General features: G+C 50.4%; 14 protein-coding genes and 3 pseudogenes. 14 read left to right on the forward strand and 3 right to left on the reverse strand.

What is annotated here, in order from left to right; genetic code table 11:
• The first annotated feature begins 110 nt into the window (after window positions 1-110).
• From ftsE to JCM10914_RS23670, 5 genes and pseudogenes are all read left to right on the forward strand, one after another.
• Window positions 111-796 (forward strand): annotated as a pseudogene (gene ftsE / locus JCM10914_RS23650) (cell division ATP-binding protein FtsE).
• Complete coding sequence (ftsX, locus tag JCM10914_RS23655) at window positions 786-1,694, forward strand: permease-like cell division protein FtsX (protein WP_023965533.1); 909 nt, start codon at window positions 786-788, stop codon at window positions 1,692-1,694. Before ftsE ends, ftsX begins: the two are co-directional and overlap by 11 nt.
• A gap of 32 nt (window positions 1,695-1,726) precedes the next feature.
• On the forward strand, window positions 1,727-3,013 hold the full coding sequence (locus tag JCM10914_RS23660) for a murein hydrolase activator EnvC (protein WP_023965534.1): 1,287 nt from the start codon (window positions 1,727-1,729) through the stop codon (window positions 3,011-3,013).
• A gap of 133 nt (window positions 3,014-3,146) precedes the next feature.
• Window positions 3,147-4,613 carry a S41 family peptidase gene (locus JCM10914_RS23665; protein WP_023965536.1) on the forward strand — a complete coding sequence of 489 codons (1,467 nt, stop codon included), beginning with the start codon at window positions 3,147-3,149 and terminating at the stop codon, window positions 4,611-4,613.
• A 61-nt stretch (window positions 4,614-4,674) separates the two neighbouring features.
• Entirely contained in the window at window positions 4,675-5,988 is a 1,314-nt protein-coding gene (locus JCM10914_RS23670; protein ID WP_036719821.1) for a PDZ domain-containing protein, read from the forward strand.
• A gap of 87 nt (window positions 5,989-6,075) precedes the next feature.
• Here the strand turns inward: JCM10914_RS23670 and JCM10914_RS23675 are convergent.
• Together JCM10914_RS23675 and JCM10914_RS23680 are read right to left on the reverse strand one after the other, a co-directional pair.
• A pseudogene (locus JCM10914_RS23675) lies at window positions 6,076-6,889 on the reverse strand (flagellar motor protein MotB).
• Window positions 6,873-7,667: a flagellar motor protein gene (locus JCM10914_RS23680; protein WP_023965543.1), complete on the reverse strand. Its 795-nt coding sequence runs from the start codon at window positions 7,665-7,667 to the stop codon at window positions 6,873-6,875. Before JCM10914_RS23680 ends, JCM10914_RS23675 begins: the two are co-directional and overlap by 17 nt.
• Window positions 7,668-7,907: 240 nt before the next feature.
• Between JCM10914_RS23680 and uvrB the strand changes: the two are divergent.
• The 7 genes and pseudogenes from uvrB to JCM10914_RS23715 all read left to right on the forward strand — a co-directional run bounded on the left by uvrB (window position 7,908) and on the right by JCM10914_RS23715 (window position 20,202).
• Window positions 7,908-9,896, forward strand: a pseudogene (uvrB, locus tag JCM10914_RS23685) (excinuclease ABC subunit UvrB).
• Between the two features lie 108 nt (window positions 9,897-10,004).
• A complete protein-coding gene (uvrA, locus tag JCM10914_RS23690) occupies window positions 10,005-12,872 on the forward strand; it encodes an excinuclease ABC subunit UvrA (RefSeq protein ID WP_023965552.1) in 2,868 nt (955 codons plus the stop codon).
• Between the two features lie 150 nt (window positions 12,873-13,022).
• The gene (locus JCM10914_RS23695; protein WP_023965554.1) at window positions 13,023-14,429 is read left to right on the forward strand and encodes an S-layer homology domain-containing protein; all 1,407 of its coding nucleotides are present in this window, start codon (window positions 13,023-13,025) and stop codon (window positions 14,427-14,429) included.
• Between the two features lie 224 nt (window positions 14,430-14,653).
• A complete protein-coding gene (locus JCM10914_RS23700; RefSeq protein ID WP_023965556.1) occupies window positions 14,654-14,863 on the forward strand; it encodes a hypothetical protein in 210 nt (69 codons plus the stop codon).
• A gap of 199 nt (window positions 14,864-15,062) precedes the next feature.
• Window positions 15,063-16,154, forward strand: a complete 1,092-nt coding sequence (locus JCM10914_RS23705; RefSeq protein WP_052019905.1) for a S1C family serine protease — start codon at window positions 15,063-15,065, stop codon at window positions 16,152-16,154.
• Window positions 16,138-18,069: a copper amine oxidase N-terminal domain-containing protein gene (locus tag JCM10914_RS23710; protein ID WP_023965560.1), complete on the forward strand. Its 1,932-nt coding sequence runs from the start codon at window positions 16,138-16,140 to the stop codon at window positions 18,067-18,069. The genes JCM10914_RS23705 and JCM10914_RS23710 overlap by 17 nt, the downstream gene beginning before the upstream one ends.
• A gap of 177 nt (window positions 18,070-18,246) precedes the next feature.
• Window positions 18,247-20,202, forward strand: coding sequence for a translation factor GTPase family protein (locus JCM10914_RS23715; RefSeq protein ID WP_023965562.1), 1,956 nt, complete (start codon window positions 18,247-18,249; stop codon window positions 20,200-20,202).
• Window positions 20,203-20,271: 69 nt separating this feature from the next.
• Here JCM10914_RS23715 and JCM10914_RS23720 read toward each other — a convergent pair whose 3' ends face one another.
• Complete coding sequence (locus tag JCM10914_RS23720) at window positions 20,272-21,483, reverse strand: MFS transporter (RefSeq protein ID WP_023965564.1); 1,212 nt, start codon at window positions 21,481-21,483, stop codon at window positions 20,272-20,274.
• Between the two features lie 366 nt (window positions 21,484-21,849).
• On the opposite strand from JCM10914_RS23720, the gene JCM10914_RS23725 reads away from it, so the two are divergent.
• Complete coding sequence (locus tag JCM10914_RS23725; protein WP_023965567.1) at window positions 21,850-22,947, forward strand: DNA alkylation repair protein; 1,098 nt, start codon at window positions 21,850-21,852, stop codon at window positions 22,945-22,947.
• A 311-nt stretch (window positions 22,948-23,258) separates the two neighbouring features.
• Window positions 23,259-24,894: U32 family peptidase (locus JCM10914_RS23730; RefSeq protein ID WP_036719824.1), on the forward strand; the 1,636-nt coding region annotated here is incomplete at its 3' end.

Below are 24,894 nucleotides of genomic sequence, written 5' to 3' on the forward strand. Positions count from 1 at the left end.
ACAATTTTGTTACAATGAGTGATGTCGTGAGGAATTTTCTATATTTTTAAAGGAATTCGATGGAAACTGTCGAAAGTATAATGGCTAATTATGGATTGGGAAGTGATGAAGTGATTGAAATGCAGGACGTATGGAAGACCTATCCTACTGGTGCTCATGCGCTTCAGGGAGTTTCCGTTAAGATTGACCGTAATGAATTCGTGTATGTTGTCGGCCCGTCAGGTGCAGGCAAGTCGACATTTATGAAACTTATTTATAGAGAAGAAGTACCTACGAAAGGGCAAATATCCGTTAACGGGTTTAATATCGGGAAGCTGAAGCAACGTAAAATCCGTATGTTCGTCGAAATATCGGGGTTATTTTCCAAGATTATCGATTACTGCCGAAGCTGTCCGCTTATGAGAATGTAGCATTCGCAATGGAAGTTATTGAAGCGCCGCAGCGCATCATTAAGAAGCGGGTGATGGAGGTACTGGATTTGGTGGGACTCAAGTCCAAGGCGACTCGTGAACCTTCCCAGCTCTCCGGCGGGGAGCAACAGCGGATTGCGATTGCAAGAGCGATCGTGAACAATCCCTCGGTTATCATCGCGGACGAGCCTACCGGTAACCTGGATCCGGAAACGTCGTGGGGAATCATGCAGCTGCTCGACGAGATTAATTTCAGGGGAACGACGATCGTGATGGCGACCCATAACCGGGATATCGTGAATACGATGCGCAAGCGGGTGCTTGCCATTGAGCAGGGGCAGATTGTGCGCGACCAACAGAGAGGGGATTACGGATATGAATTTTAGAACCTTCTTGCGGCACTTGCGGGAAGGGGCAAAGAGCGTTTTCCGGAACGGCTGGATGTCGGTCGCATCCATTACCTCCATCGTGGTGTCTTTATTTATATTGGGTGTCTTCATCCTACTTGTCATGAATGTGAATGCATTAGCCGATAAAGCAGATAGCAACGTACAGATCAATACATACCTCAATCTGAATGTGGATGAGGATATGCGTTCGACGGTAGAGGACGAGATCAAAGCCATGCCGGAAGTCAGTACGGTTAAGTTCGTCTCCAAGGAAGAGGGGATGAAGCAGCTTGAGGAAAGCTTGAGTTCCGAATGGCTGGAAGGCTTTAGCGAAGAGGATCAGAACCCGTTGCCGGATGCGTTTGAAGTTTCGGTCATTGAACCGACCACCGTCGCTTTTGTGGCGGACAAGATCAGCGCCTTGAACGAGAAGCATGCGGAACAGCCGATCCTGCGAGTGAAGTATGGTGAGGGCACCGTTGAGACGTTGTTCAAAATCACAAGAACCGTGCGGAATATCGGGTTTATTTTCGTAGGTGGTCTAGCCTTGATGTCGATGTTCCTGATATCCAATACGATCCGGGTAACCATTCTGGCCCGCCGCCGTGAGATCAGCATCATGAAGCTGGTCGGAGCGACGAACAACTTTATCCGCTGGCCGTTTTTCGTGGAAGGGGCTATGATCGGCCTGCTTGGTTCCATCGTTACCGTTGCCTTGTTGTTCGTGGGTTACTCCCGCTTGCACACTGCGGTTCAGAGTGACATAACCCTTGCGCAAAGTTTGATTCCACTTGGAGATCTATGGATGCTGCTCGGGGGAACCATCATTGGACTTGGCATGATCATAGGCATTTGGGGAAGCACGATGTCGATACGTAAATTCCTGAAAGTATAATAAATAACAGAGTAAAGGATGGGGAGCGAACGTTGAAAAAAATCGCCGCTGGCTTAGCAGCCTTATTACTGGCCACTGTTATGATCCAACCTACTGCCTCAGAAGCACAGAAGAAGACGGCAGCTGATGTAGACAAGGAACTGAAGACCCTGCAGGAGCAGGTGAAGAAGGCGCGGGAGCAGAAGAGCAAAGCCGCCGATGATAAACAAGAAGCGCAGCACTATAAGAACAAGACGACGAATAATCTGAAATATGTGATGGAACAGATTAGTATTGTGAGTAATGAGTTGACCAAAATCTCCATGAAGATCGAGGAGACGGAGGACCAGCTTAGAATAACTACGGTTGAACTGGAAGCTGCCGAGGAACGTATTGAATCTCGCGAGAAGCTGTTAGAGTCTCGCGTTCGTCTCATCTATATGGACGGGCAAGTATCGTATCTTGACGTACTGCTCTCCTCAACAAGCTTCAGCGATTTCATTGAACGGGCGGATTCCTTGAAGACGATCGTTGATCAAGATCAGGATCTGCTTGTACAGCATAAACAGGACAAGCTGCTGGTGATCGATAAGAAGAAGGAGCTTGAAGGACAATATGCTACCGCCAAAGATCTTTACGGTCAGATGGAGGATCGCAAGAGCATCCTGAACGAGAAGGAACAGGAGAAGCGTGTGTTGATTGCCCAGTATGATCAAGAGATCGAGGACGCGGATATCTTGACCGAAGAGCAGGATCGAATGCTCGTAGCTCTGGCAAGCAAGCGCTCTGACTTGCAGAAAGAGAAGAACAAATTGGCTGCCGAAGAAGCAGCTCGCAAAGCGGCCGCAGCCAAAGCAGCAGCAGCGAAGCGGGCTCAAGCTCAAGCCACCAAGCTTGGTGGAAGTAAGGGTGGTGGAAGCAAGAGTGCTGGATTTACGGGTAACGGTGGGCCGTTTGCGATTCCGGTATCCGGGGCCCGACTGTCCTCCGGTTATGGACCGCGTGTCCATCCGGTAACGGGTCAAGTCGGCAAGATGCATACAGGCGTAGACTTTGCAGCTCCTCAAGGAACGGATATTCGTGCAGCCGAAGGTGGTACCGTAATTATGGCCGAATGGTGGAGCGGCTACGGAAACTGTGTTATTGTTGATCATGGGGGCGGAGTTTGGACCCTGTATGGTCATATCCGTAACGGCGGCATCAAAGTAAGTGAAGGCGACAAGGTATCCAGAGGACAAAAGATTGCTGAGGTTGGATCAACCGGTCAAAGCACAGGTCCTCATCTTCATTTTGAAGTCCGGGTTAATGGATCGCCGGTTAATCCTTCGCCGTATCTGTAGCCTGGCTTCGGGCAAGAATGGTAACCTTATCAAGGCCGCTGTATAAATATTCCCGACAAGCCAATCATATACTAGGTGGACGGGATTCCCCGTGTGTGTTTAGCAGTTGATACGTACAAAGGCGGTGAGGTACTTGCTCAAAAAACGAACGGCTGTATTTCTGGTCATAGCTGCCATGTTGTGCGGGATTATGATAAGCATGGCTTTAACCCAGCTGCCTGCCAGCCAGACTGGCAATGGTGAGGGTTTGCTAGCCAGTATCGGAGACAAGAACGGATTGGAACAGGCCGAGGCTAAGAAATTAGGCACGGTGCTGGATCTGATCGAGAGCAATTATTACAAGGATATCGACCGGTCGAAGTTAATCGACGGCGCGATCAACGGGATGATGGATGCCCTGGAAGATCCATATTCCAACTATATGGCGAAAGACACGGCAGCTCAGTTCCAAGAGAGCATCGAAGGCTCCTTTACTGGAATCGGTGCAGAGGTATCTTCGCAGGATGGCAATGTCATTGTGGTATCCCCGATTAAGGGATCACCTGCCGAGAAGGCAGGGATTCGAGCGAAGGATCTCATTCTATCCGTTAACGGCGAATCTCTGCAAGGACTTGATTTGAATATAGCCGTTAACAAAATACGCGGCCCGAAGGGTTCCGAAGCTGTATTGCAGGTCAAGCGTGCAGGTTCCGAAAAGCCGATTGAGTTTACCATCGTTCGGGATGAGGTGGATCTCGAGACGGTTTCCTCACGTATGGAGGCTAACGGCGTTGGCGTGATTGAAATTTCACAGTTCTCCGTGAATACGGCCGAGAGGTTCAAACAGGAATTGGAAAGCCTGGAGAGCCAGGGCATGAAGGGGCTAGTGATCGATGTACGGAATAATCCGGGCGGTGTGTTATCCGTCGTCATCGACATAGCGGAGCAATTCGTTCCTAAGGGCGAGCTGATCGTTCAGGTTGAAGATAAGAACGAGAAGCGAGAGGAGCATTTGTCGAAAGGGCAAGCGAAACCTTATCCTGTTGCCGTTCTGTTGAACAAGGGAAGTGCAAGCGCCTCAGAGATATTGGCAGGTGCGCTGCAGCAGTCAGCAGGCGCTACGCTGCTTGGCGAGCATTCTTTTGGCAAAGGTACGGTGCAGACCAGCTTCGACAAGCAATTTGGAGATGGAAGCATGATCAAGGTTACCATCGCTAAATGGTTGACACCTAATGGTACCTGGATTCATGAGGATGGCATCGAGCCGGACATTAACGTGGCTCAACCTGGATACTTTACGGTCGCTCCAATCGATAAGAAGAAGACCTACGCATTCGACGCGAACAGCACGGATGTGAAGAGCGCGCAGATCATGCTGGAAGCGGTTGGTTACGATACGGGTCGCACCGACGGTTACTTTGATCGTAATACGGAGAAGGCGATTAAGAACTTCCAGACGAAGCACAAGCTGAAGTCGGATGGTATCATCGACAGCGCAACGGCTGAGGCGCTAGAAGCAGCATTAATCGAGAAGATTCAGGATCCGAAAGAGGATAACCAAATGAATCGTGGAATTGCCGAGGTGCAGAAGGAAATCGCAGCAAAGACGTCGAACAAATAAGAAGGCTGAAATTTAGCCTTCTTTTTTTCTTTTATCGTAGGAAGGAGTGTGGCAGGCTGCCTTGGAAACACTGGAACAATTTCTAAAGTACGGTATGGATGCAGGGTTACAACTGCTGACACAGCCCTTTTATTATATTTCGATTTTGTTTGTCATGTTGGTATACCGAAGACAGGTGCTGCTTGAGCGTAAGCTGTTCCACGTCAAGTTGCATTCCTGGGGGATGCAGACCTGGAGAACGGTTCTTGGCGGCTTGATAGCCGGCATTGGAGTGTCTCTGATCGTTGCTTTTCTGGGCGTTACATTAACTTTGGGCGCGATTCTATGCATCTGGGTGACATCTCTTATTCTTATGTTGTTTCATATACGATATCTATGCTTTGCTTATTCGATCGGCCTGCTAGGTATCATCCAGTTCGGTTTAAGCTGGTTTCCGAATTGGCAGCCAACAGGTTGGACCGAGACGGTGGTTTCCACGATCCTGAGTTTAAATATTCCGGCGCTGTTGGCTTTGGCTGCAATCCTTCATTTTGCTGAAGCGCTGCTGGTCAGGTTACAGGGAGCAGGTTTCGCTACACCTTTATTTCTACAGGGCAAGCGTGGGAAGCTGGTAGGCGGATATCATATGCAGAGTTTCTGGCCGCTGCCGTTGTTTCTTCTGGTGCCTGCAAGCAGTGGAGGCGGCACGCTGCCATGGACACCGTTCTTTGGTGGGGACGCATGGAGCGGAGGGTTCATGATGATGGCGCTGCCTGTTGTCATCGGTTTTGGCGAAATGACGCAGAGTATGCTAACGCAGGAGAAAGCAAACATTACATCAAAGCGTCTTATTTTCTACGGAGCCATTGTGCTCGCTCTCAGCCTGCTCGCTGACTGGTGGGCGCCGCTGATGATCGTAGCTGCGCTGGCTACACTGATCCTGCACGAAGGCTTAGTATGGTACAGCCGATACGAAGAACAACAGCGAAGCCCAATCTACGTGCATCCCGTGCGCGGTTTACGTGTACTGGCGGTATTGCCGGACAGTCCTGCTCACGAGCTCGGTATTCTGCCCGGCGAAACGATACTGAAGGTTAATGGTACCCTGATTCATAATAAGGAGCAGTTGCATGGCGCATTGCGGCAGAGCCCGGCCTTCTGCAAGTTGGAGGTTCAGAATCATGACGGGGAGAGTAAATTTCTGCAGCGAGCCATTTATGACGGTGATCATCATCAGCTTGGTGCCATTGTGGCACCGGACCCGCGAGATGATATAGCAGTCGGTCTGAAGCCGGTGAGTTTATTCGCACTTTTGGCGAATAAACTTCATATCCGGAACAAACGAAGTTCGGCAGCGGCAAGAGAAATCGCAGTAACTTCTGAAAGTGTGGACTAATTAGAAGAGAAATAATTATAAACCAAAAATGTCGGTGCAGGGATATAATGACCCACACCGACATTTTTCTATTCAAGCGTTTGTTCCTTACTCCTTTAATTGCCGCAGGACCGTGATTTCAACCCGGCGGTTCTTTTGTCTGCCTTCCATGGTGGCATTGTCTCCTGTTGGACGCGTGTCGGCGTAACCCGCATATTGGAAGCCTGCCGGATTGAGATCGCCGACTTCAAGGAAGAATCTTAGCACGGACATTGCGCGCGCGCCGGAGAGCTCCCAATTGTCTTTATAACTGGAGTTGCTGCCGACAGGTACGTTATCTGTATGACCTTCAATGCTGATGATGGAATCAAGGTCGCCGAAGAGGTGGAGAGTTTGCTAAGCACTGGCGCGGCTCCTGGTTTAAGATCCGCTCTGCTACATCAAACAGAAACCGGTCGCTTAATGTAATGGCGATCCCTTGCGGCTCGTCCGCAATGAATATATCCTCTTCGAGTTGGTTGTCGGCTACATATTGACGTATAACCTCCATGAACCCGGCGAGTTCTTCCTCCTGCGCCCGGAAGGCGAGTTCTCGCTGGCTTAATGGCTCTTCTCCCTTGGGTGTCTCTGGCTCGGTCGGCTCGACGGTCGGAGGAGGATTCTTATGCTTTTCCGTATCGGCTGTCCCTGTTACTCCCGATCCCATCTCCAGCACACTGTCTCCGCTCTTAAAGGTGGATTGAAGCGCATGCGTGACCAACTCATACTTTTCGGTGTCCAGCCGGCTCATGGCATACATAACCACGAAGAAGATGAGAAGCAGCGTAATCAGATCGGCGTATGTAATCATCCAGCGGTCACGTTGATCATGTTGGTGGTTACGATTTCTACGCAGTCGTTGCCTTCTATTCGGCTGTTTCATGCGCAATCCCCCTCGAAGACGGGATATTGGCACTGCCGCCGGAAGCGAAGGAGGTCAGCTTTTTGCGAATCAACAGCGGATGCTCCCCGTTCTGTACCGACACGACTCCTTCGAGTATCAGCTCCATATTCGCAATTTCTTCTTCAGAACGTGCTTTAATCTTCGATGCAATGGGCAAAAAGATAATATTGGCACTGACTACGCCGTACAACGTAGCTGTAAATGCGACGGCAATGGACGAGCCAAGGTCTGTCGGGCTTTGCAGGCTTCCGAGCACGTGGATCAACCCCATGACCGTACCGATAATGCCCATCGTCGGAGCGTAGCCGCCGGCTGATTCGAAGATCTTGGCATAACCTTCATGCTTTTGCTCGGCTGCCGTGATTTCAAGCTCCAGGATTTGACGAACGGTCTCGGGATCGGAGCCGTCTACCACCATCTGCATGCCCTCGTTAAGAAAAGGGTCGCTATGTTCCGACGAGATCCGCTCCAATGCAAGCACACCGTCTTTGCGAGCGATGACCGACATTTCGACGATAGAATCGATGAGTTCGTCAGATGAGCGGTCGCTGCGGCCGAAGGCCAGCTTTAGCGCAGCGGGAATGGTCCGCAGTCTGGCCAGTGGGAAGCTGATCATCACAGCGGCGAAGGTGCCCCCGAATACAATGAGGGCAGCAGCCCCCTGCAGCAAACCGCTGATGTGCCCGCCTTCCCATAAGAAACCACCGATCAATGCAGCTAAGCCGGCAATTATACCTAATATGATTGTTATATCCACGATGTAGTATCATCTCCTTGAGGTAGTAGTCTTATATACTTATCATTTGTATAGATGAATCTTTTGCCATTGAATACAAATGGTTTGCATCAAAAAAGGGAAGGAGTATAATGGGACGGGAACAGATATTCTTATTCCTTAATCATTAGACCACTAATTTCCCAATAGTATATCATCGGGAAGTTTCGACATATCTTTTAGCCTGTTTTATATTTTAGATTATGAGGGTGATGAAGGACAATGAGCGATTTAGTAATCAGTACCAAATCTTTTGAGATTGAGTCTGAATTTCAGCCGCAGGGTGATCAACCCTCGGCTATTGATGCGTTGGTCGAAGGATTAAACCAAGGCAAGAAACATCAGACCCTGCTCGGTGCAACAGGAACGGGGAAGACCTTTACGATTGCGCAGACCATCGCCCGCGTGAACCGTCCGACACTCGTCATTGCACATAACAAGACGTTGGCTGCACAGCTGGCCAGTGAGTTCAAGGAGTTCTTCCCCAATAATTCTGTGGATTATTTCGTCAGCTATTACGACTATTATCAACCGGAAGCCTATATACCGTCATCTGACACTTATATAGAGAAGGATTCTAGTATTAATGAAGAGATCGATAAGCTTCGTCACTCGGCTACGAGCTCGCTCTTTGAACGGCGCGATGTCATTATCGTTGCGAGCGTATCCTGTATATATGGTCTCGGTTCTCCGCATGAATATGGCGAATTGCTGCTCTCGCTGCGTGTGGGGATGGAGAAACCGCGAAATCAGATTCTGTCTCGGTTAGTCGATATACAGTATCAGCGCAACGACATTAACTTCGTCCGCGGTACGTTTCGTGTACGAGGAGACGTAGTGGAGATCTTCCCGGCTTCGAACGGTGAGCATGCCGTACGGGTGGAACTGTTCGGTGACGAGATTGAGCGGATTACGGAGATCGACGTGTTGACCGGTGAGCTCATCGGGGAACGTGAACACGTAGCTATCTTCTGCATCTCACTTCGTTACCCGCGAGGAGACGATGCGGGTGGCAATTGTGAATATTGAGCGGGAACTGGAAGAGCGTTTGGAGCTGCTGCGATCTGAAGGGAAACTGCTGGAGGCTCAGCGTCTGGAACAGCGTACCCGTTACGACATCGAGATGATGAAGGAAGTTGGGTTCTGCTCCGGAATCGAGAATTATTCTGGACCGTTGACATTCCGGGAACGAGGTGCGACACCTTACACTCTTCTCGATTACTTTCCAGACGACATGCTGTTTGTCATCGATGAATCGCATGTAACCTTGCCGCAGATTCGCGCGATGTATAACGGTGACCGTGCCCGTAAGACGGTACTCGTGGATCATGCTTCCGCCTGGAATCAGCTCTCGACAATCGTCCGCTCAAGTTTGAAGAGTTCGAGGACAAGGTAAATCAGATCGTGTATGTATCGGCAACGCCAGGTCCTTACGAAATAGAGCACTGCGATACGATGGTAGAGCAGATTATACGTCCAACCGGACTGCTTGATCCGATTATTGATGTTCGCCCAACGCAAGGGCAGATTGATGATTTGATTAACGAGATCCATGATCGTGTGGCAAGAGACGAGCGAGTGCTGGTCACTACGCTTACGAAGAAGATGTCAGAGGATCTCACAGACTACTTGAAGGAGATTGGAATTAAGGTGCGTTATATGCACTCGGATATCAAGACACTGGAGCGGATGCAGATTCTGCGTGACCTGCGACTTGGTACATTCCACGTGCTGGTGGGTATTAACCTTCTACGTGAAGGGCTCGATCTACCAGAAGTCTCTCTAGTAGCCATACTGGATGCCGATAAGGAAGGTTTCCTCCGTTCGGACCGCTCTCTGATCCAAACCATTGGCCGGGCTGCCCGAAATTCAGAGGGCAGGGTTATTATGTACGGGGACAAGATAACCGATTCGATGGATCGGGCCATTAAGGAAACGGAACGTCGCCGGAGTATGCAGATTAATTATAATGAAGAGCATGGGATTACACCGCAGACGATTCGCAAGAAGATACGCGACGTGATTGAAGCAACCAAGGTCGCCGAAGGCAAATCAGACTATCTGGTGGGCGAAGGACAGAAGATGTCGAAGAAAGATCGCCAAAGTCTGATTCAGCGTCTGGAAGCCGAGATGAAAGACGCTGCGAAGAACCTGCAATTCGAGCGTGCAGCCGAGCTTCGCGATGCTTTGTTGGAACTGCAGGCAGAGTAAGACCAACGATTCAAGAGGTTCATATCAAGGAGTATGGCCGGTTGGGTCGTTCTCTTTGTGAAATATAAATGACTGATGCATGCCATTTGGAGTAGGAGATGATATCGTTTGGCAATTGAAAACATAGTGATCAAAGGCGCACGTGCACACAATTTGAAGAATATTGACGTTACGATCCCGCGCGACAAGTTTGTCGTGCTGACCGGACTCAGCGGCTCGGGCAAATCCTCGCTTGCGTTTGATACGATTTATGCCGAGGGTCAGCGTCGGTACGTGGAATCGTTGTCTGCATATGCCCGTCAGTTTCTAGGACAGATGGAGAAGCCGGACCTAGATTCGATTGAAGGCTTATCACCTGCAATCTCGATTGATCAGAAGACAACCAGTCGCAACCCGCGTTCTACCGTCGGAACCGTAACCGAAATCTACGATTATTTGCGTCTGCTCTTTGCCCGGATCGGTCATCCTCATTGTCCGGAGCATGGGATTGAGATTACCTCCCAGACCGTAGAACAGATGGTAGACCGAATTATGCAGTATCCGGAGAAGACTCGATTGCAAATTCTGGCTCCGGTCATCTCGGGACGTAAAGGCGAGCATAAGAGTCTGTTTACTGATATTGCGAAGCAGGGTTTTGTAAGGGTGCGCGTAGATGGTGAATTGCGCGATGTATCAGAGAATATCGAGCTGGAGAAGAACAAGAAGCATACGATCGAAGTTGTTGTGGACCGGATCGTGGTCAAGGAAGAGATTGAGGCGCGTCTAGCTGACTCGATTGAGACGGCGTTGAACCTGTCAGGTGGTCAGCTGCTGGTAGATATTATGGGTCAGGAAGAGCTGCGCTTCAGCTCGAACTTCGCTTGTCCGATCTGTGGCTTTAGTATGGAAGAACTGACGCCAAGAATGTTCTCGTTCAATACGCCGTTTGGCGCTTGCCCGGATTGTGATGGGCTGGGTGTGGAAATGATTGTTGACCCTGAGTTGTTGGTGCCGGACATGAGCAAGAGCATCGAAGAAGGTGCGTTTCTTGCGTGGAGCGGGGGGACATCAACGTATTACCCCCAATTTCTGAAATCCGTGTGCGTGCATTATGACATTCCGTTGGATAAACCCGTGAGCACTCTCAGCCAGGAACATATGAACAAGTTGCTCTATGGCACGGGTAAAGAGAAGGTGCATTTCCGTTACGAGAACGACTTCGGGCAGCGGAAGGAAGCGCACGTAACCTTTGAAGGTATTATTCCGAACCTGGAGCGTCGTTATCGGGATACGAATTCAGATGGCATTCGTGAATACATCGAAGGCTACATGAGCAGTAAGCCTTGTGATGTATGTAAAGGTCATCGTCTCCGTAAGGAGAGCCTGGCCGTTACGATTAATGATCGCAACATGGCTTATGTGACGAGTCTCTCGATCGGGGATTCGCTGAAGTTCTTCGATGGCGTGGAGCTGAGTGAGAAGGAGAAGCAGATCGCTAATCTAATCTTGAAGGAGATTCACAGCAGACTAGGATTCCTGGTGAATGTAGGACTCGATTACTTGACGTTAAGCCGTTCGGCGGGTACCCTCTCTGGTGGTGAAGCACAGCGGATTCGACTGGCTACACAGATTGGTTCTAGTTTGATGGGGGTATTGTACATTTTGGACGAGCCTAGTATCGGATTGCATCAGCGCGATAATGACAGATTGATCGCAACACTGGAGCATATGCGTGATTTGGGCAATACCTTGATTGTTGTAGAGCATGACGAAGATACCATGATGGCGGCGGATTATATTATTGATATTGGGCCAGGAGCTGGCATCCATGGTGGTCAGGTGATCGCCCAAGGAACACCGAAGGAGATTATGGAAGACCCGGCTTCTCTGACTGGGCAGTATTTGAGTGGTCGCAAATTCATACCGGTTACGGGTAAGCGGCGGAAGACGAATGGTCGCTGGCTGGAGATTAAGGGTGCGAGAGAGAATAATCTCAAGAACATTAATGTCAAGATCCCAATCGGTGTATTTACGGCTGTAACTGGTGTTTCTGGATCAGGGAAGTCTACACTTGTTAATGAGATCCTGTATAAGACGTTGGCGCGCGATCTGAACCGAGCCAAAGTACGTCCGGGTCAATATCGGGAAATGAAGGGGCTTGAGCATATTGAGAAGGTGATTGACATTGATCAATCTCCGATTGGCCGCACACCGCGTTCCAACCCTGCGACCTATACAGGCGTCTTCGATGATATCCGTGATATATACGCTCAGACGAATGAGGCGAAGATTCGCGGTTACAAGAAGGGACGCTTCAGCTTTAACGTGAAGGGTGGACGCTGTGAGGCTTGTCGCGGCGACGGCATCATCAAGATCGAAATGCATTTCTTGCCGGACGTCTACGTGCCTTGCGAGGTGTGCAAGGGTAAGCGTTATAACCGCGAAACCCTGGAAGTGAAATATAAGGGCAAGAATATCTCCGAGGTGCTGGAGATGACAGTAGAGAATGCTACTGATTTCTTCCAGAATATACCCAAGATTCATCGTAAGATGCAGACATTGATGGATGTGGGTCTGGGTTATATTACGTTGGGACAGCCTGCGACTACGCTCTCAGGTGGTGAGGCGCAACGTGTGAAACTGGCATCTGAACTGTACCGTCGCAGCACGGGCAAGACGATGTATATCCTCGATGAGCCAACGACAGGCCTGCACGTGGATGATATCGATCGGTTGCTGGTTGTACTTCATCGACTTGTAGATTCCGGGGAATCGGTTCTTGTGATCGAGCATAACCTGGATGTCATCAAGACCGCCGATTATCTCATCGATCTTGGGCCAGAAGGGGGTAGTGGAGGCGGTACAATTATTGCGACTGGAACTCCCGAGGATCTGGTGAAAGTGAAGGACTCCTACACAGGCAAGTACTTGAAGCCAATTTTGGAGCGCGATACGAAGCGGACTGCAGCGCTGGAGAAGGTTGGCGCAGCGCAGTAGAGCAGGTTCATTGCCAATATAGTCCCAAATAGCTTTGGTATAATTACCAAGGCTATTTGGGCTGTTAGAAGAAATTTATAAACTCCTCCAATTCCTTTGCATCCCAATATATGGTATGATTTTGGTGATTTTGATTGTTGGAGGGATTGTATGAAGAGAATGACGCTATCCATTCTGATTGCTGTGACAGCAAGTGCTTTATACATCAGCTCACCCACGCCAGCGCATGCCAGCGCTGTGCTATCAAATAGCGAGTATGCACAATCCCACTTTAATGCAGATAAATGGACAAGGACGTCAGATTCGCAAACCATGATCAACAGACAGGATTTTGTGATCATGCTGGTCGATGTACTGAAGTTGGATGGTATCAAGAGTACACCTGCATCAGAAACGTTCAAGGATGTGCCTTCCGGTCATTATGCATTTGCTGCAATCGAGACCGCGGTACAAGCCGGGCTTATTCAAGGTGTTGGACAAGGACGATTTGGACTAGAACAACCCATAACCAGGCAGGACATGGCTGTAGTATTCTATCGTGCCCTGAAGAAGCTGGAGATAGATCCGGTTCAAGATGAAGATGCGAAGACAGAAGATATCACTCAAGCTGCACAATATGCCAAAGATGCTGTGGCATATGCGATGAAGACAAGATTATTCCCGGATGTGATCGAGACTTTCGTGCCCCAAGCTACTGTAACATCGGAAGAGACGATCTCCGTCATATCTAAGTGGTTTAGAACCTATGAGCAGCAATTGCATGTTGAAGGAGACAAGCCGCAGGCGGGTCAGGATCAGACGGATACGGTCGAGCCTGGGCAGCGTGAAGGTCCTATTCACGGAGTAGTGACACCAATTGAAATTACGATTCCATCGGCACCGGATGATCTGTTATTTCGATACGGTAGCGGGGAAATTCTTTTGACATGGACGCAGAAGTATGGCGAAACCTATAACGTTTACTCCAGTTTGGAATCCGGAACAGATTACATTTTACTTGATGGTGGTAATGATCTGAATGCCGGTTCATTCCTGATCACGGATGTTTTTCAGTCAGAGGAAACATTTTATGTGGTGGAAGCTGTTAATTCAGCCGGAAAGAGTCATTTTTCCAATGAAGTTTCAAACCGTCCGCATAAAGTAAGTAGTCTTCAGGCTATCCTAAATGAGGAAGAGGAATCCATAAATTTGACATGGTCCGATTCCCAGGTGGATGTTCATTACAACGTATACTACATAAGTCCAGACGGAGTTCATTATCGACTGAATGATGAATTTATCGGAAGACCTGAGTATGTCATCGCCAATCGAAATTTATTATCTGGCCGCTCCGGTAAGTACACGATCTATGTGGTAGCTTTAAATGGTTTAAAAATGATCAGTGACCGGTCCAACGAAATCGTGCTGCACGTCAAGAAAGAGCCGGAGGATCGATTGACTATAATGGACCCTTCCGTAGCGGAGCCGAGTGATGATCTGGATGACGAGCCGCCGGTGATAACCGTACCCGGGACGATTGTTCCCGCCCAGCCGTATCAGCACGGAGAGCCAAGTTGACATGGAAGTCAGAAGTGACTGATTGTCATGAGTACCATCGAATAGCAGTAAACCAAGGCGATATCCAAGTGCAAACCGCATCAAAATGGATTGAAAATAAGAAATTTCTATGACTTTTTTTCAATTATGGGCGTATGGGGCTTGCATCTGGACGGGCACATGGATAACATATAAGAAGATATGCAAAAATGCCGGAGATAGATACTCAAGAGGAGGTACGTTCCATGATCATTGCAGCAGCTGCGGATGCAAGCGCGACGTTTAAGCATTTCGATATTTTCATGATCCTGTTTACGATTCTGATCTTTGTTGGTGTGGTTCGTTTGCTGATGGCCCGCCAAAAAAATAAATTCGCAATCGCTTTCGGTCTTGTCAGCTTGTTTGTGTTCCTGTATTCTGACTACGCCATGGTGATGAACTGGATTAACAATTAGCGCCCCATAATTTCATACATACAAACAAGACACCTTCTGCTGCTGCAGTGTGAGGTGTCTTTTTGTGTTGGTCGCGCTTGTTACGCAACGGGAGTTCAAGAAAGATAGGACTAGAAGCAATGGTTGAAATTGGAAGAATATGATAGATTGAAGAAGCATGATGGATAAAGGATGGGACAGGGGAGGAACAGGTGAGTACATGAATACGAATCGGCATAAGAAATCGATAGCCGTACTGCTAGGGAGCGTTTTGATAGCAGGTAGTGTAATGACTGTTGACGGTAATGTCGTGACAGCAGATGCAGTATCCAAGAGTAAGAGTACATATGAACAGACTGGAGTACCACAGGTGATTAGCCGCATGTCCCCGTCGGTAGTCGGCATTATTGGCAAGGTGACGCCTGGCAGCATGAATGATGTGGATGATCGATATAATCTCGCGCATGGCACGGGCGTTATCTGGAAGTCAGATGGCTGGATCATCACCAATGCCCATGTGGTGGACGGGCTTAGCGGGATTACAGTTGTCACATCGGACGGCAAATCCTACAAAGCCAGGGCGGTGCATAGCGACCCTAAAAGCGATATTGCCCTGGTCAAGATCAATGCGAAGTCACTGAAGCCAGCCAAATTCGCTGCCTCTGCACAAGAGGCGATTGTAGGTGAAACGGTGGTAGCAATCGGTACCCCGATTTCCTTCTCATTGAGGAATTCAGCTTCAGTCGGTGTCGTTAGCGGACTGAATCGGAGCGTGGATGGCTCCTATCGGCTGATTCAGACCGATACAGCGATCAATCCTGGCAACAGCGGAGGCCCGCTGGTCAATCTCAAGGGCGAGGTTATTGGAATCAACAGCAAGAAATTTGCAGCGGTTGGCATTGAGAACATGGGTTTCTCGATTCCTGCGGAGACGGTTTCTTATGTAGCGAATCATTTGCTGAAGTATGGCGAGGTTCGCAGAGCTTCGTTAGGGTTGGAACTTGAGGAGAGCTGGTCAGCGATTGTGGGGCTTCCATCCGACGATCCATTAACCGTCACGAAGGTACGATCTGGTGAAGCTCGTAAGGCCGGCATAGAAGATCAAGATGTGCTGTACGCCATTAACGGCAAGCGGGTGTACTCCGTGGTCGACATTAATGAGCGGTTGAAATCATTCATGCCGGGTCAGCAGGTTAGGCTGCTGATGCAGCGGGATGGAGATATCATCGAAGTGACACTGAAACTGAGTCAGGATGGAGCGATGGCAGTCGAGGGTGGAGAAGGGGAGTTTGTCAATGTTAAGAGAAAATAAATCAAGATGGCCGCACCGCCTGCGGCAAGTCTCAATAGGTATGATGTCAAGCTTGTTGCTGTTTACGACCCTGTCCATTCCGGCCTGGGCGGATACACCTGCGGAGACACGAACATTAACGGTCCAGAGTGGGAGCAGCACGGCTTCGGTGAATGGCACTTCCTACACGATAGCGAAGCCCATCGTTAGACAAGGCGTGCTGATGGTACCGCTTGGCGTGTTTAAGAAAGCGTTTGGCAGCGAGATTCGTCTCGAAGGAGAGAACCGGGTTCGGCTTCTGCAGGGCCCGCATACGATTGTGCTCGTGTTGGATAACCGCGTGGCTTGGATCGATGGGAAGAAAGTGCAGTTGCCCGCTGAGCCGACAATGATCAACGGAACGCTCATGGTACCGCTTAGAGCAGTCGCCACAGGAATAGGAGCAGCAGTAAGTTCTGACAGCGGTAAGCTATCGATCAGCCTCACGGTCAAGGATAAAGAGGATAAGCCAGACCAGGACGTGATCAACAACAGTAGCGGCAAGACCAGGGTCGGTAACAGTTATTACGGCTGGAGCATTAACTATCCTTCGTGGATGATTGTCGGCTATGGGACGGACGATGAGAGTGGAACGGCCTTCAATGACGCAACCGGTCGATATTATCTAGAGGTTCATAGTTCGACGCAATTGGTTGAACTTGACGCGGATGACCTGTTGGAGCAGTTGTTGAAAGAGATGAGCGATTCCGGTGATATCGTGCTGCATCAGGAGACCATCACGAGCGGCACCGCCTCTTATGCTAGGGCAATAACCCGAGACAGGGATGGCGTGTTATGGGAATCCAGGCAGTATTATGCCAATGATAAGGTGTACGAATTATTTTTTGCCGATTTCGAAGCGGCTCATTACAAAGATATGGATAAGCACGCGAGCTTGCTGGGTTCGTTCAAAACGACATATAATCGCGTAGACAAATCGGTTAAAGATGTATCTACGATTGTGGATGGTCTGCGGGAAGCCGGAAACGAAGAGTACGGTATTTGGCTGGGCGTGCCTGCCGGGTGGCAAATGAACAACCACGACATGCTTTATGGCAGTGAAGGAGAGGGGTATGTATCGGTCTCCGTAACGTCGGCTCCCACCGGCAAGGAAGGAACACTTTCTGCCTGGTCGGAGCAGCTCAAGCGTTGGATGGAGGAGTCGTTTATTGCAGGCTCCTATGAGATCAAGGGTCTAACTTCGGTGGAAGTATCGGGAGTCAAAGGACAGGTGCAAGAAGTACGTTATACCTACGGTAAACAATGGATCACGGAATACGAAGTCATGGTGCAGAAGAATGGTTACCGCTATTATTTGGAATATGCGATCCCCGATGACAGGAAAGAGAAGCTTCCAGATCTGCAGAAGCTGCTGGATTCCGTTGAGATTGATTATGAGATAGTTCCTTCATCGTTTGGCCGGATCGGCGGCGAAGAGTTCTTGATTGATAAGACCCAGATGAGATCCAAAAGCTCAAGAGCTTATAAATATGGCGTGGATATTCCGCGTTATTGGCAGCCGATTAGTGATCAATTTGAGTTATCGCCCGTGGTGTATGGATTCGCTGGAGGGGATTTCGAAATTTCTGCGCAAAAGGACACAGCGGCCGATTTTATCGTTAGCAGCCTCAAGCGTTATTACAACGAGGTGAGCTCAGGCTCGGGTAACTCGATCAAGGTGCTGGGCATCGAACATATTACGTTTGCCGGTGTACCAGCCGTCTCCTTCAAGATACATCAAGTGAAGAAGGGGATTGGCTTTACCACACGCGAGATCATATTCGAGTCGGGAGACATCACGTATACGATCCGAACACAATTGAACGACGCGAATGCCACGCCGATGCAGCAGGCTGCACTGGAACGGGCGCTGAACTCATTTAAACCGGTAGAATAAGTTGCTTGGAACATTAGCTGTCCTGGCTGTATCCCGATAAGGATGCAGCGGGGCAGCTATTTGTATTGGGCGTTGGATTACAGCCGGCAGTAAGCCAATCGGTGCGGGTATGTTAAAATAGAGGATGTATTGCTAGCCGATCCCCTTAAACCAATAGAAATGTAGAAGAGGGCAGACATGAAAAAAACGATAGGTATGTTCGCTCACGTGGATGCAGGCAAGACCACGTTGGCAGAGCAGTTGTTATATATGACCCAGACGATCTCTGAGCGTGGGCGAGTAGATCACCAGAGTGCTTTTCTGGACAATCATGATATCGAAAAAGAGCGGGGCATCACCGTCTTTGCCGATCAGGCCACCATGCAGTACAACGGATCTACGTATTATTTAATCGATACACCCGGTCACGTCGATTTCTCTCCGGAGATGGAGCGGGCAATACAGGTGATGGATGCAGCCATCTTGGTCATCAGTGCAGTGGAAGGGGTTGAGGGTCATACCGAGACAGTCTGGCAGCTGCTGCACAAATTCGGAGTGCCAACCTTCTTCTTCATCAACAAAATCGATCGGGTCGGCGCTGATCCCGCTCGTGTGCTGGCAGAGATCCGAAGCGAATTGACGGAGGATGTCTGTCTGCTGAATGAACAGGACGACGTTAGCGGAGGCAAGATGCGCCCCGAGGTAATCGAGGCTGTTGCTGAACGGGATGAGCGGCTGCTGGAGATGTACATGGAACAGGGGTATGAAGCAGAGTTATGGCATTCATCGATGATAACGATGATCAGGGAAGGGCGGCTGCATCCTTGCTTTATCGGATCGGCGCTGCAGAATATCGGTATATCCCATATGCTGGAACAGCTTGATCAATTGATTGTGACTGATTATGATCACGGCGCTGAATTTGCCGGCAGAGTATATAAAATCCGCCACGACGAAGACGGGGCGCGTCTGACCTATATTAAATCGATGGGTGGAACGCTGCGAATGCGCGATGAGGTTCGTTATATGCATGGATCGGAGGTCGTGCGGGAGAAGATCACCCAGATTCGGCTGTTAAGTGGTGGACGGATGACGAATACAGATAAGGTAGAAGCAGGTGATCTGTTCGTTGTGACGGGTCTCACCCTGGCAGGTGCAGGCGATGGGCTCGGCTCGTTGAGCGGAAGAACCGCATATGAGCTTGTGCCCACCCTGCAATCCAGAGTGCAGCATGATGCCGGTATTCATCCGAAGGATATGCTGCGCTGCTTTCGATGGCTGGATGCAGAGGATCCTTCGCTCGCAGTCCAATGGGACGAAGCCTTGCAAGCGATTCATATTCATGTGATGGGCATTATTCAACTGGAAGTGCTGGAGCGGATCGTGCATGAGCGCTTCGGGTATCGAATTCACTTCGAGCAGCCGGAGATCCTGTATAAGGAGACTATTACGGAGATGACGGTCGGTAGTGGTCATTTTGAACCGCTGAGACATTATGCGGAAGTACATATTAGGCTGGAGCCGGCGGAGCGGAATAGCGGGCTTGTATTCGTGAATGCTTGTCATCCTGATGTGCTGCCGGTGAACTATCAGCATCTCGTGGCTCAGCATGTCATGGAAAGAGAGCATCACGGTCTGTTAACGGGCTCCCCTATCACCGATATGAGAATCACTTTGCTCAAAGGGCGCGCGCATAACAAGCACACACATGGAGGTGATTTCCGGGAGGCTACTTTTCGGGCATTGCGTCAGGGGCTTGAGAAGACCGGCAATATGTTGCTGGAGCCGTATTATCAATTTCGGGTAAAAGTAGATGTGGAGTATGTGGGACGGCTGCTGTCGGATCTAACGCAAGCCAAGGCACACTTTGATCCACCGGAAACGACAGGCGATAAGGTGATCGTATGCGGCCATGCTCCAGTGTCTACGATGATGGATTACAGCATGGAGTTAGCCGCCTATACGAAGGGAAGAGGGACGCTCTCCCTCATTTACGGCGGATATGACCGCTGTCATAATGAGGCGGAAGTCATCGCTCGTACAGGATACGATAAGAGTGCAGATCCGGAGTATACGTCCTCCTCGATCTTCTGTGCCAAGGGCAGCGGCTATTCCGTTCCGTGGGATGAAGCAGACCGTCACATGCATGTATAATTATCGTTAGCTTAACAAGAAGAGCCTCCCTGATCGGGAGACTCTTGAAAAGCTGCTGGCGGATATCGCCTATGATAGGGTGGAACTTTGATCACTTAAGGACATCTGTTTCGATGAACGCATCGTCCAATAGGTAATAACCGTGGTAATCAGCATCAGTATGCCGGTCATGAGGAATACGGAGTGAATGTTGAACACTCCGCTGATCAGCCCACCTACAAGCGGCCCAGCCATACCGCCAATCTGGTTAGCTGTCTGGTTCAGGCTGAACGCCCTCCCGCGAAATTCGCTGGCTGTGTAACGGACGACGAGCCCGTTAAGCGCTGGGAACACGGCACAGAAGAAGGCGCCATAGGCGAAGCGGATAGCTGAGAATGCCCAGATGTTGCTGAACAGCATTTGCGCCAATGATCCGAGACCGCTGGCCAGCAAGCCGATGAGCAGTACTTTCTGGAAACCGACTTTATCCGCTAATCTTCCCCATCGTGGGGCGAACAGAATGCTGGCGATCCCGATGATGGAGAAGACGAAGCCGGCAATCATGGAGGTATGTGACGTGGAGCCTCCGATTTGCGCGATATACAGCGGCAATACGGGTTCGATTGTCATGACCGAGAACTGAGTCAGCATGGTCAGCATCAGGACAATCATCAGCGCTTTGTTATGTCCTGCGACCTTGAACGTATTCACGACGGAGACGCGTTCTTTGCTCGGCACGAACTTCTCTTCTTTAACCCAGAAGATGACAAGTAATGTGGCGACAAAACAGAGCATCCCTGCTAATCCGAATGCCATCCGGTTGCTGAACAGAGAGGCGAGCGTGCCGCCGATCATGGGACCCATAATACCGCCAGTGGCGGTTGCTGTAGACATCATGGAGAGCGCATAGCCTACTTTTTTCTCCGGTGTGTTCGTACCGACGATCGCAATGGCTCCGGGGATAAATCCGGACAGTAGCCCTTGCAGTAGGCGCAAGATGAGCACTTGATACTCGTTCGTGACGAAGGCCATGAGCACATATATGACGAACAATACCAGTCCGGCGCGGATGATCATCGGCTTGCGTCCGTACTTGTCACCCACCGCTCCCCAGAAGGGAGAGGACAAGGCTCCCGCAAAAAAAGCGGAACTGAAGAGCAGCCCCGACCACATTTCCGTATGCTTGGTTACGCCGAGTTCAATCAGAAAAAGCGGGAGGAATGGTATGACCATTGAGAAACTGGATGCCACGATAAATGATCCGAACCATAATATCCATAAATTCTTTTTCCAACTTTCCATGTCTTCTTCATCTCCTGATGTGCGTTTTGTCAGATATCGTTTGGCGTGGTTAATCCCCTCCTTGGGTTGAGAAAGTAGTTGTCACTTACTTTAATTATGTAATCCTAATCTGGGATTAAGGCAGAGCCCCTCCCAAATTTGGTACACTGGAACCGTCCGGGCCAATCACATGAAAGTGATTGGTGTATTGGCTTCATCCTACACCACATGGTAAGGAATGGGAAGGGGCAGGGGCAGGCTGCAATAGCCCTGAGCGGAAGTCCGACATTTTGGCGCAGACCCGCCATATCGCGAGATACAGGGTTTTAGGGGCTTAGCTGCAGAAGTGTATCCATAATGCAAAAAAAATTTTAGGGAGACCAAATCATGAGAGAAACATTGAAAGATCTATACTCAACTCAATTATTTCAACAGCTCACGGAGCGGATGCAGGAGGTATACCCCGCATTTGAGACGGAGCGGTTTATGGAGCTTATATATAATGAATCTTGGGAACATGAAGAATTCAAGCAACGTATCCGGCATGTCACCATGGCATTAACGGCAACGCTGCCCTCCTCTTATTCGGAAGCGGTACGCATTCTTACCCAGGTAGCGCCCCATTTCCGGGGCGTGGAATACGTGTTCTTTCCCGATTATGTTGAAGTGAACGGCATGGAGGATTTGAAGACTTCGATGGAAGCCCTGGCGGTATTCACGCACTCTTCTACGGCAGAATTTGCGGTCAGGCCTTTTATCATGAAGGACCAGCAATGGATGCTTGAACAGATGATGGTATGGGCTCGTACCGACGATGAGCATTTGCGGAGATTGGCGAGCGAAGGGGCGAGGCCGCGTCTGCCATGGGCACCCCAGCTGCCTGCACTGATCCGGGACCCGCGTCCGGTCTTGCCGATTCTGGAACAATTGAAGGAAGACAGCTCGCTGTATGTAAGAAAAAGCGTCGCCAATCACCTGAACGATATCTCCAAGGATCATCCCGATCTGGTACTAGGGATCGCTGCGGATTGGTACGGCAAGCATCCGTTGACCGACTGGATCGTCCGGCATGCGCTGCGGACGCTGCTGCGTAAAGGCGATATCCGGGCACTGGCTATTTTCGGTTACGAGGAACTGGAAGAGCTGGAGGGACTTGAAGTGCGCGATCTCCGGATCAAGCGTCCGTTAATTGCGCTGGGAGAAGATCTGGAGTTCTCGTTCCATCTGGTCAATGAAACGGGCAACGCGATTCCGCTGCGGATCGACTACGAGATCGACTATATGAAGTCTAGCGGCAAGCTGGCACCCAAGCGCTACAAATGCTCTCACAAAACGTATTCGCCAGGCAGCTGGAAGGTGGAGAAGAAACAATCCTTCAAGCCGATCTCGACCCGCCGTTTCTATTCGGGCGATCACCGACTGCATATCGTGGTGAATGGCAAGCGCTTGGCCAGCATGGATTTTATGCTGGAGGGTGCCGAGTAGGGTTTGGGCAATAAGCAGTTTCAATAACGAAGGTGAACTCCTTGTAGTCCGGGGGTTCACCTTTTTTGACGCGATCATGTGTGAATTATGGCAAAGTTATTAAATGGGTGGAAATCTAGTTAGCAGGTAGAAGAGCGCCTGTACTTTTGGTAAACTAGATAAGTTGAGAAACTATTGATGAATATGCAATGGATTATAGTGAATGTTGGCTGGATGTTATACGCTATGAAAATAGAGTATGGCTGTCGTGAATGAATGGAAGAATAGGGATATATAGCACACCGGTGCGGACCGGATTATGGAGGATATACATGGATACGATAGCGTTGCGAAGAGAAGACGTGGAATTGCTGGCACCTGCGGGTGACTGGGATTGCATGCGGGCTGCGGTGGCGAACGGAGCGGACGCGATTTTTTTCGGAGTGGAGAAGTTTAATGCGCGGGCACGTGCGAACAATTTTCGGATGGATGAGCTGCCTGAGATTATGTCATTCTTGCACAGTTACGGGGTCAAGGGGTTTCTGACGTTCAATATTCTCGTATTTGAGAATGAGCTCGAAGATGCGAAGGGGCTGATCGATGCTTGCGTGGATGCAGGCGTGGATGCGGTGATCGTGCAGGATTTAGGGCTGGTGAAGCTGATCCGCGAGATTTCTCCAGATTTTCCGATTCACGGTTCTACCCAGATGACGATTACTTCGCCAGAGGCGGTAGAATTCACGAAGCCGTTCAACATGGAGCGCGTGGTGCTGGGGCGTGAGAATAACTTGAAGCAGATCCAGAAGATCGGTGAACAGGCGAAACTGCCGATGGAGGTATTCGTGCATGGTGCGCTGTGTGTGTCCTACTCCGGCCAATGTTTGACCTCCGAGATGTGGGGCGGACGTTCAGCCAATCGCGGAGAGTGCGCGCAGGCTTGCCGCCTGCCTTATGACCTGATCGTGGACGGGGAGCAGAAGCCGATGGGCGACGTGGCGTACCTGCTCTCTCCGAAGGATCTGGCTGCCATCGATCTGATGCCGGAGCTGATTGAAGCGGGTGTTACGTCGTTCAAGATCGAAGGCCGTCTGAAAACGCCGGAGTATGTTGCAAACGTAGTGAGCAAGTACAGGAAGGCGATTGACCGTCACTTTGACGGGGAGGACGCCAGACCGAGCAAGGAAGAGGTGCGGGAGCTGCAGCAGAGCTTCTCGCGCGGGTTTACACACGGCTTCCTGGACGGGACGAATAATAAAAAGCTGGTGGAAGGGACTTTCCCGAAAAGCCGCGGCGTTTATCTTGGCCGCGTGGAGCAGATTCTGCGCGATGGCGTGGTTTGTAAGCTGGAAGCACCCGTGAAGCGCGGAGACGGGATCGTATTCGATGCGGGCGATCCGACCAAAAAAGAAGAAGGCGGCCGTATCTACGACGTGCGTCGCAAAGGCGTGAAGGTGGAGGGCGAAGCGGCGGAAGGCTGGATCATCGATATCGTTCCCGGCCGCAGCGACGTCGACCTGCGCAAGCTGCATGTTGGCGACCGCATCTGGAAGACGAATGACCCGGCGCTGGACAAGCGCCTCCGTCAGTCGTTCGAGACGGAGAAGCCGTACCGGGTATTCCCGGTACATGTGCGTGTCAGCGGCCGTCCCGGCCAGCCGCTGTCGACTTGGTGGACCGATGTGCAGAAAGGCACCACGGTCCAGGTGGATTCAGAGCTGGAACTGGAGATTGCCCAGAAGCGGCCGCTCAGCCAGGAGATCCTGGATGAGCAGCTTGGCCGTCTGGGCGGCACGTTGTTCCAGCTGGAGGCACTTGACGTCGACCTGTATGGCGACGTCATTGTGCCGATTCGCGAGCTCAACAGCATCCGCCGCCGTGCGGTGGAGCTGCTCGCCGGCGAGCGGCCGAAGCCGCCCGTGTACGTGAAACGGGCGGTGTCGGTGTATGGCGATGCGGCTGTGCCCGCAG

This window comes from Paenibacillus sp. JCM 10914, assembly GCF_001315105.1.
Taxonomy (GTDB): Bacteria; Bacillota; Bacilli; order Paenibacillales; family Paenibacillaceae; genus Paenibacillus_AQ.

What these genes read in the sequence shown, in the direction of transcription:
- ftsX (WP_023965533.1), top strand. Translation starts at nt 786, where the DNA reads ATGAATTTTAGAACCTTCTTGCGGCACTTGCGGGAAGGGGCAAAGAGC.
- JCM10914_RS23695 (WP_023965554.1), top strand. Translation starts at nt 13,023, where the DNA reads ATGAAGAGAATGACGCTATCCATTCTGATTGCTGTGACAGCAAGTGCT.
- JCM10914_RS23700 (WP_023965556.1), top strand. Translation starts at nt 14,654, where the DNA reads ATGATCATTGCAGCAGCTGCGGATGCAAGCGCGACGTTTAAGCATTTC.
- JCM10914_RS23705 (WP_052019905.1), top strand. Translation starts at nt 15,063, where the DNA reads ATGAATACGAATCGGCATAAGAAATCGATAGCCGTACTGCTAGGGAGC.
- JCM10914_RS23710 (WP_023965560.1), top strand. Translation starts at nt 16,138, where the DNA reads ATGTTAAGAGAAAATAAATCAAGATGGCCGCACCGCCTGCGGCAAGTC.
- JCM10914_RS23715 (WP_023965562.1), top strand. Translation starts at nt 18,247, where the DNA reads ATGAAAAAAACGATAGGTATGTTCGCTCACGTGGATGCAGGCAAGACC.
- JCM10914_RS23720 (WP_023965564.1), bottom strand. Translation starts at nt 21,483, where the DNA reads ATGGAAAGTTGGAAAAAGAATTTATGGATATTATGGTTCGGATCATTT.
- JCM10914_RS23725 (WP_023965567.1), top strand. Translation starts at nt 21,850, where the DNA reads ATGAGAGAAACATTGAAAGATCTATACTCAACTCAATTATTTCAACAG.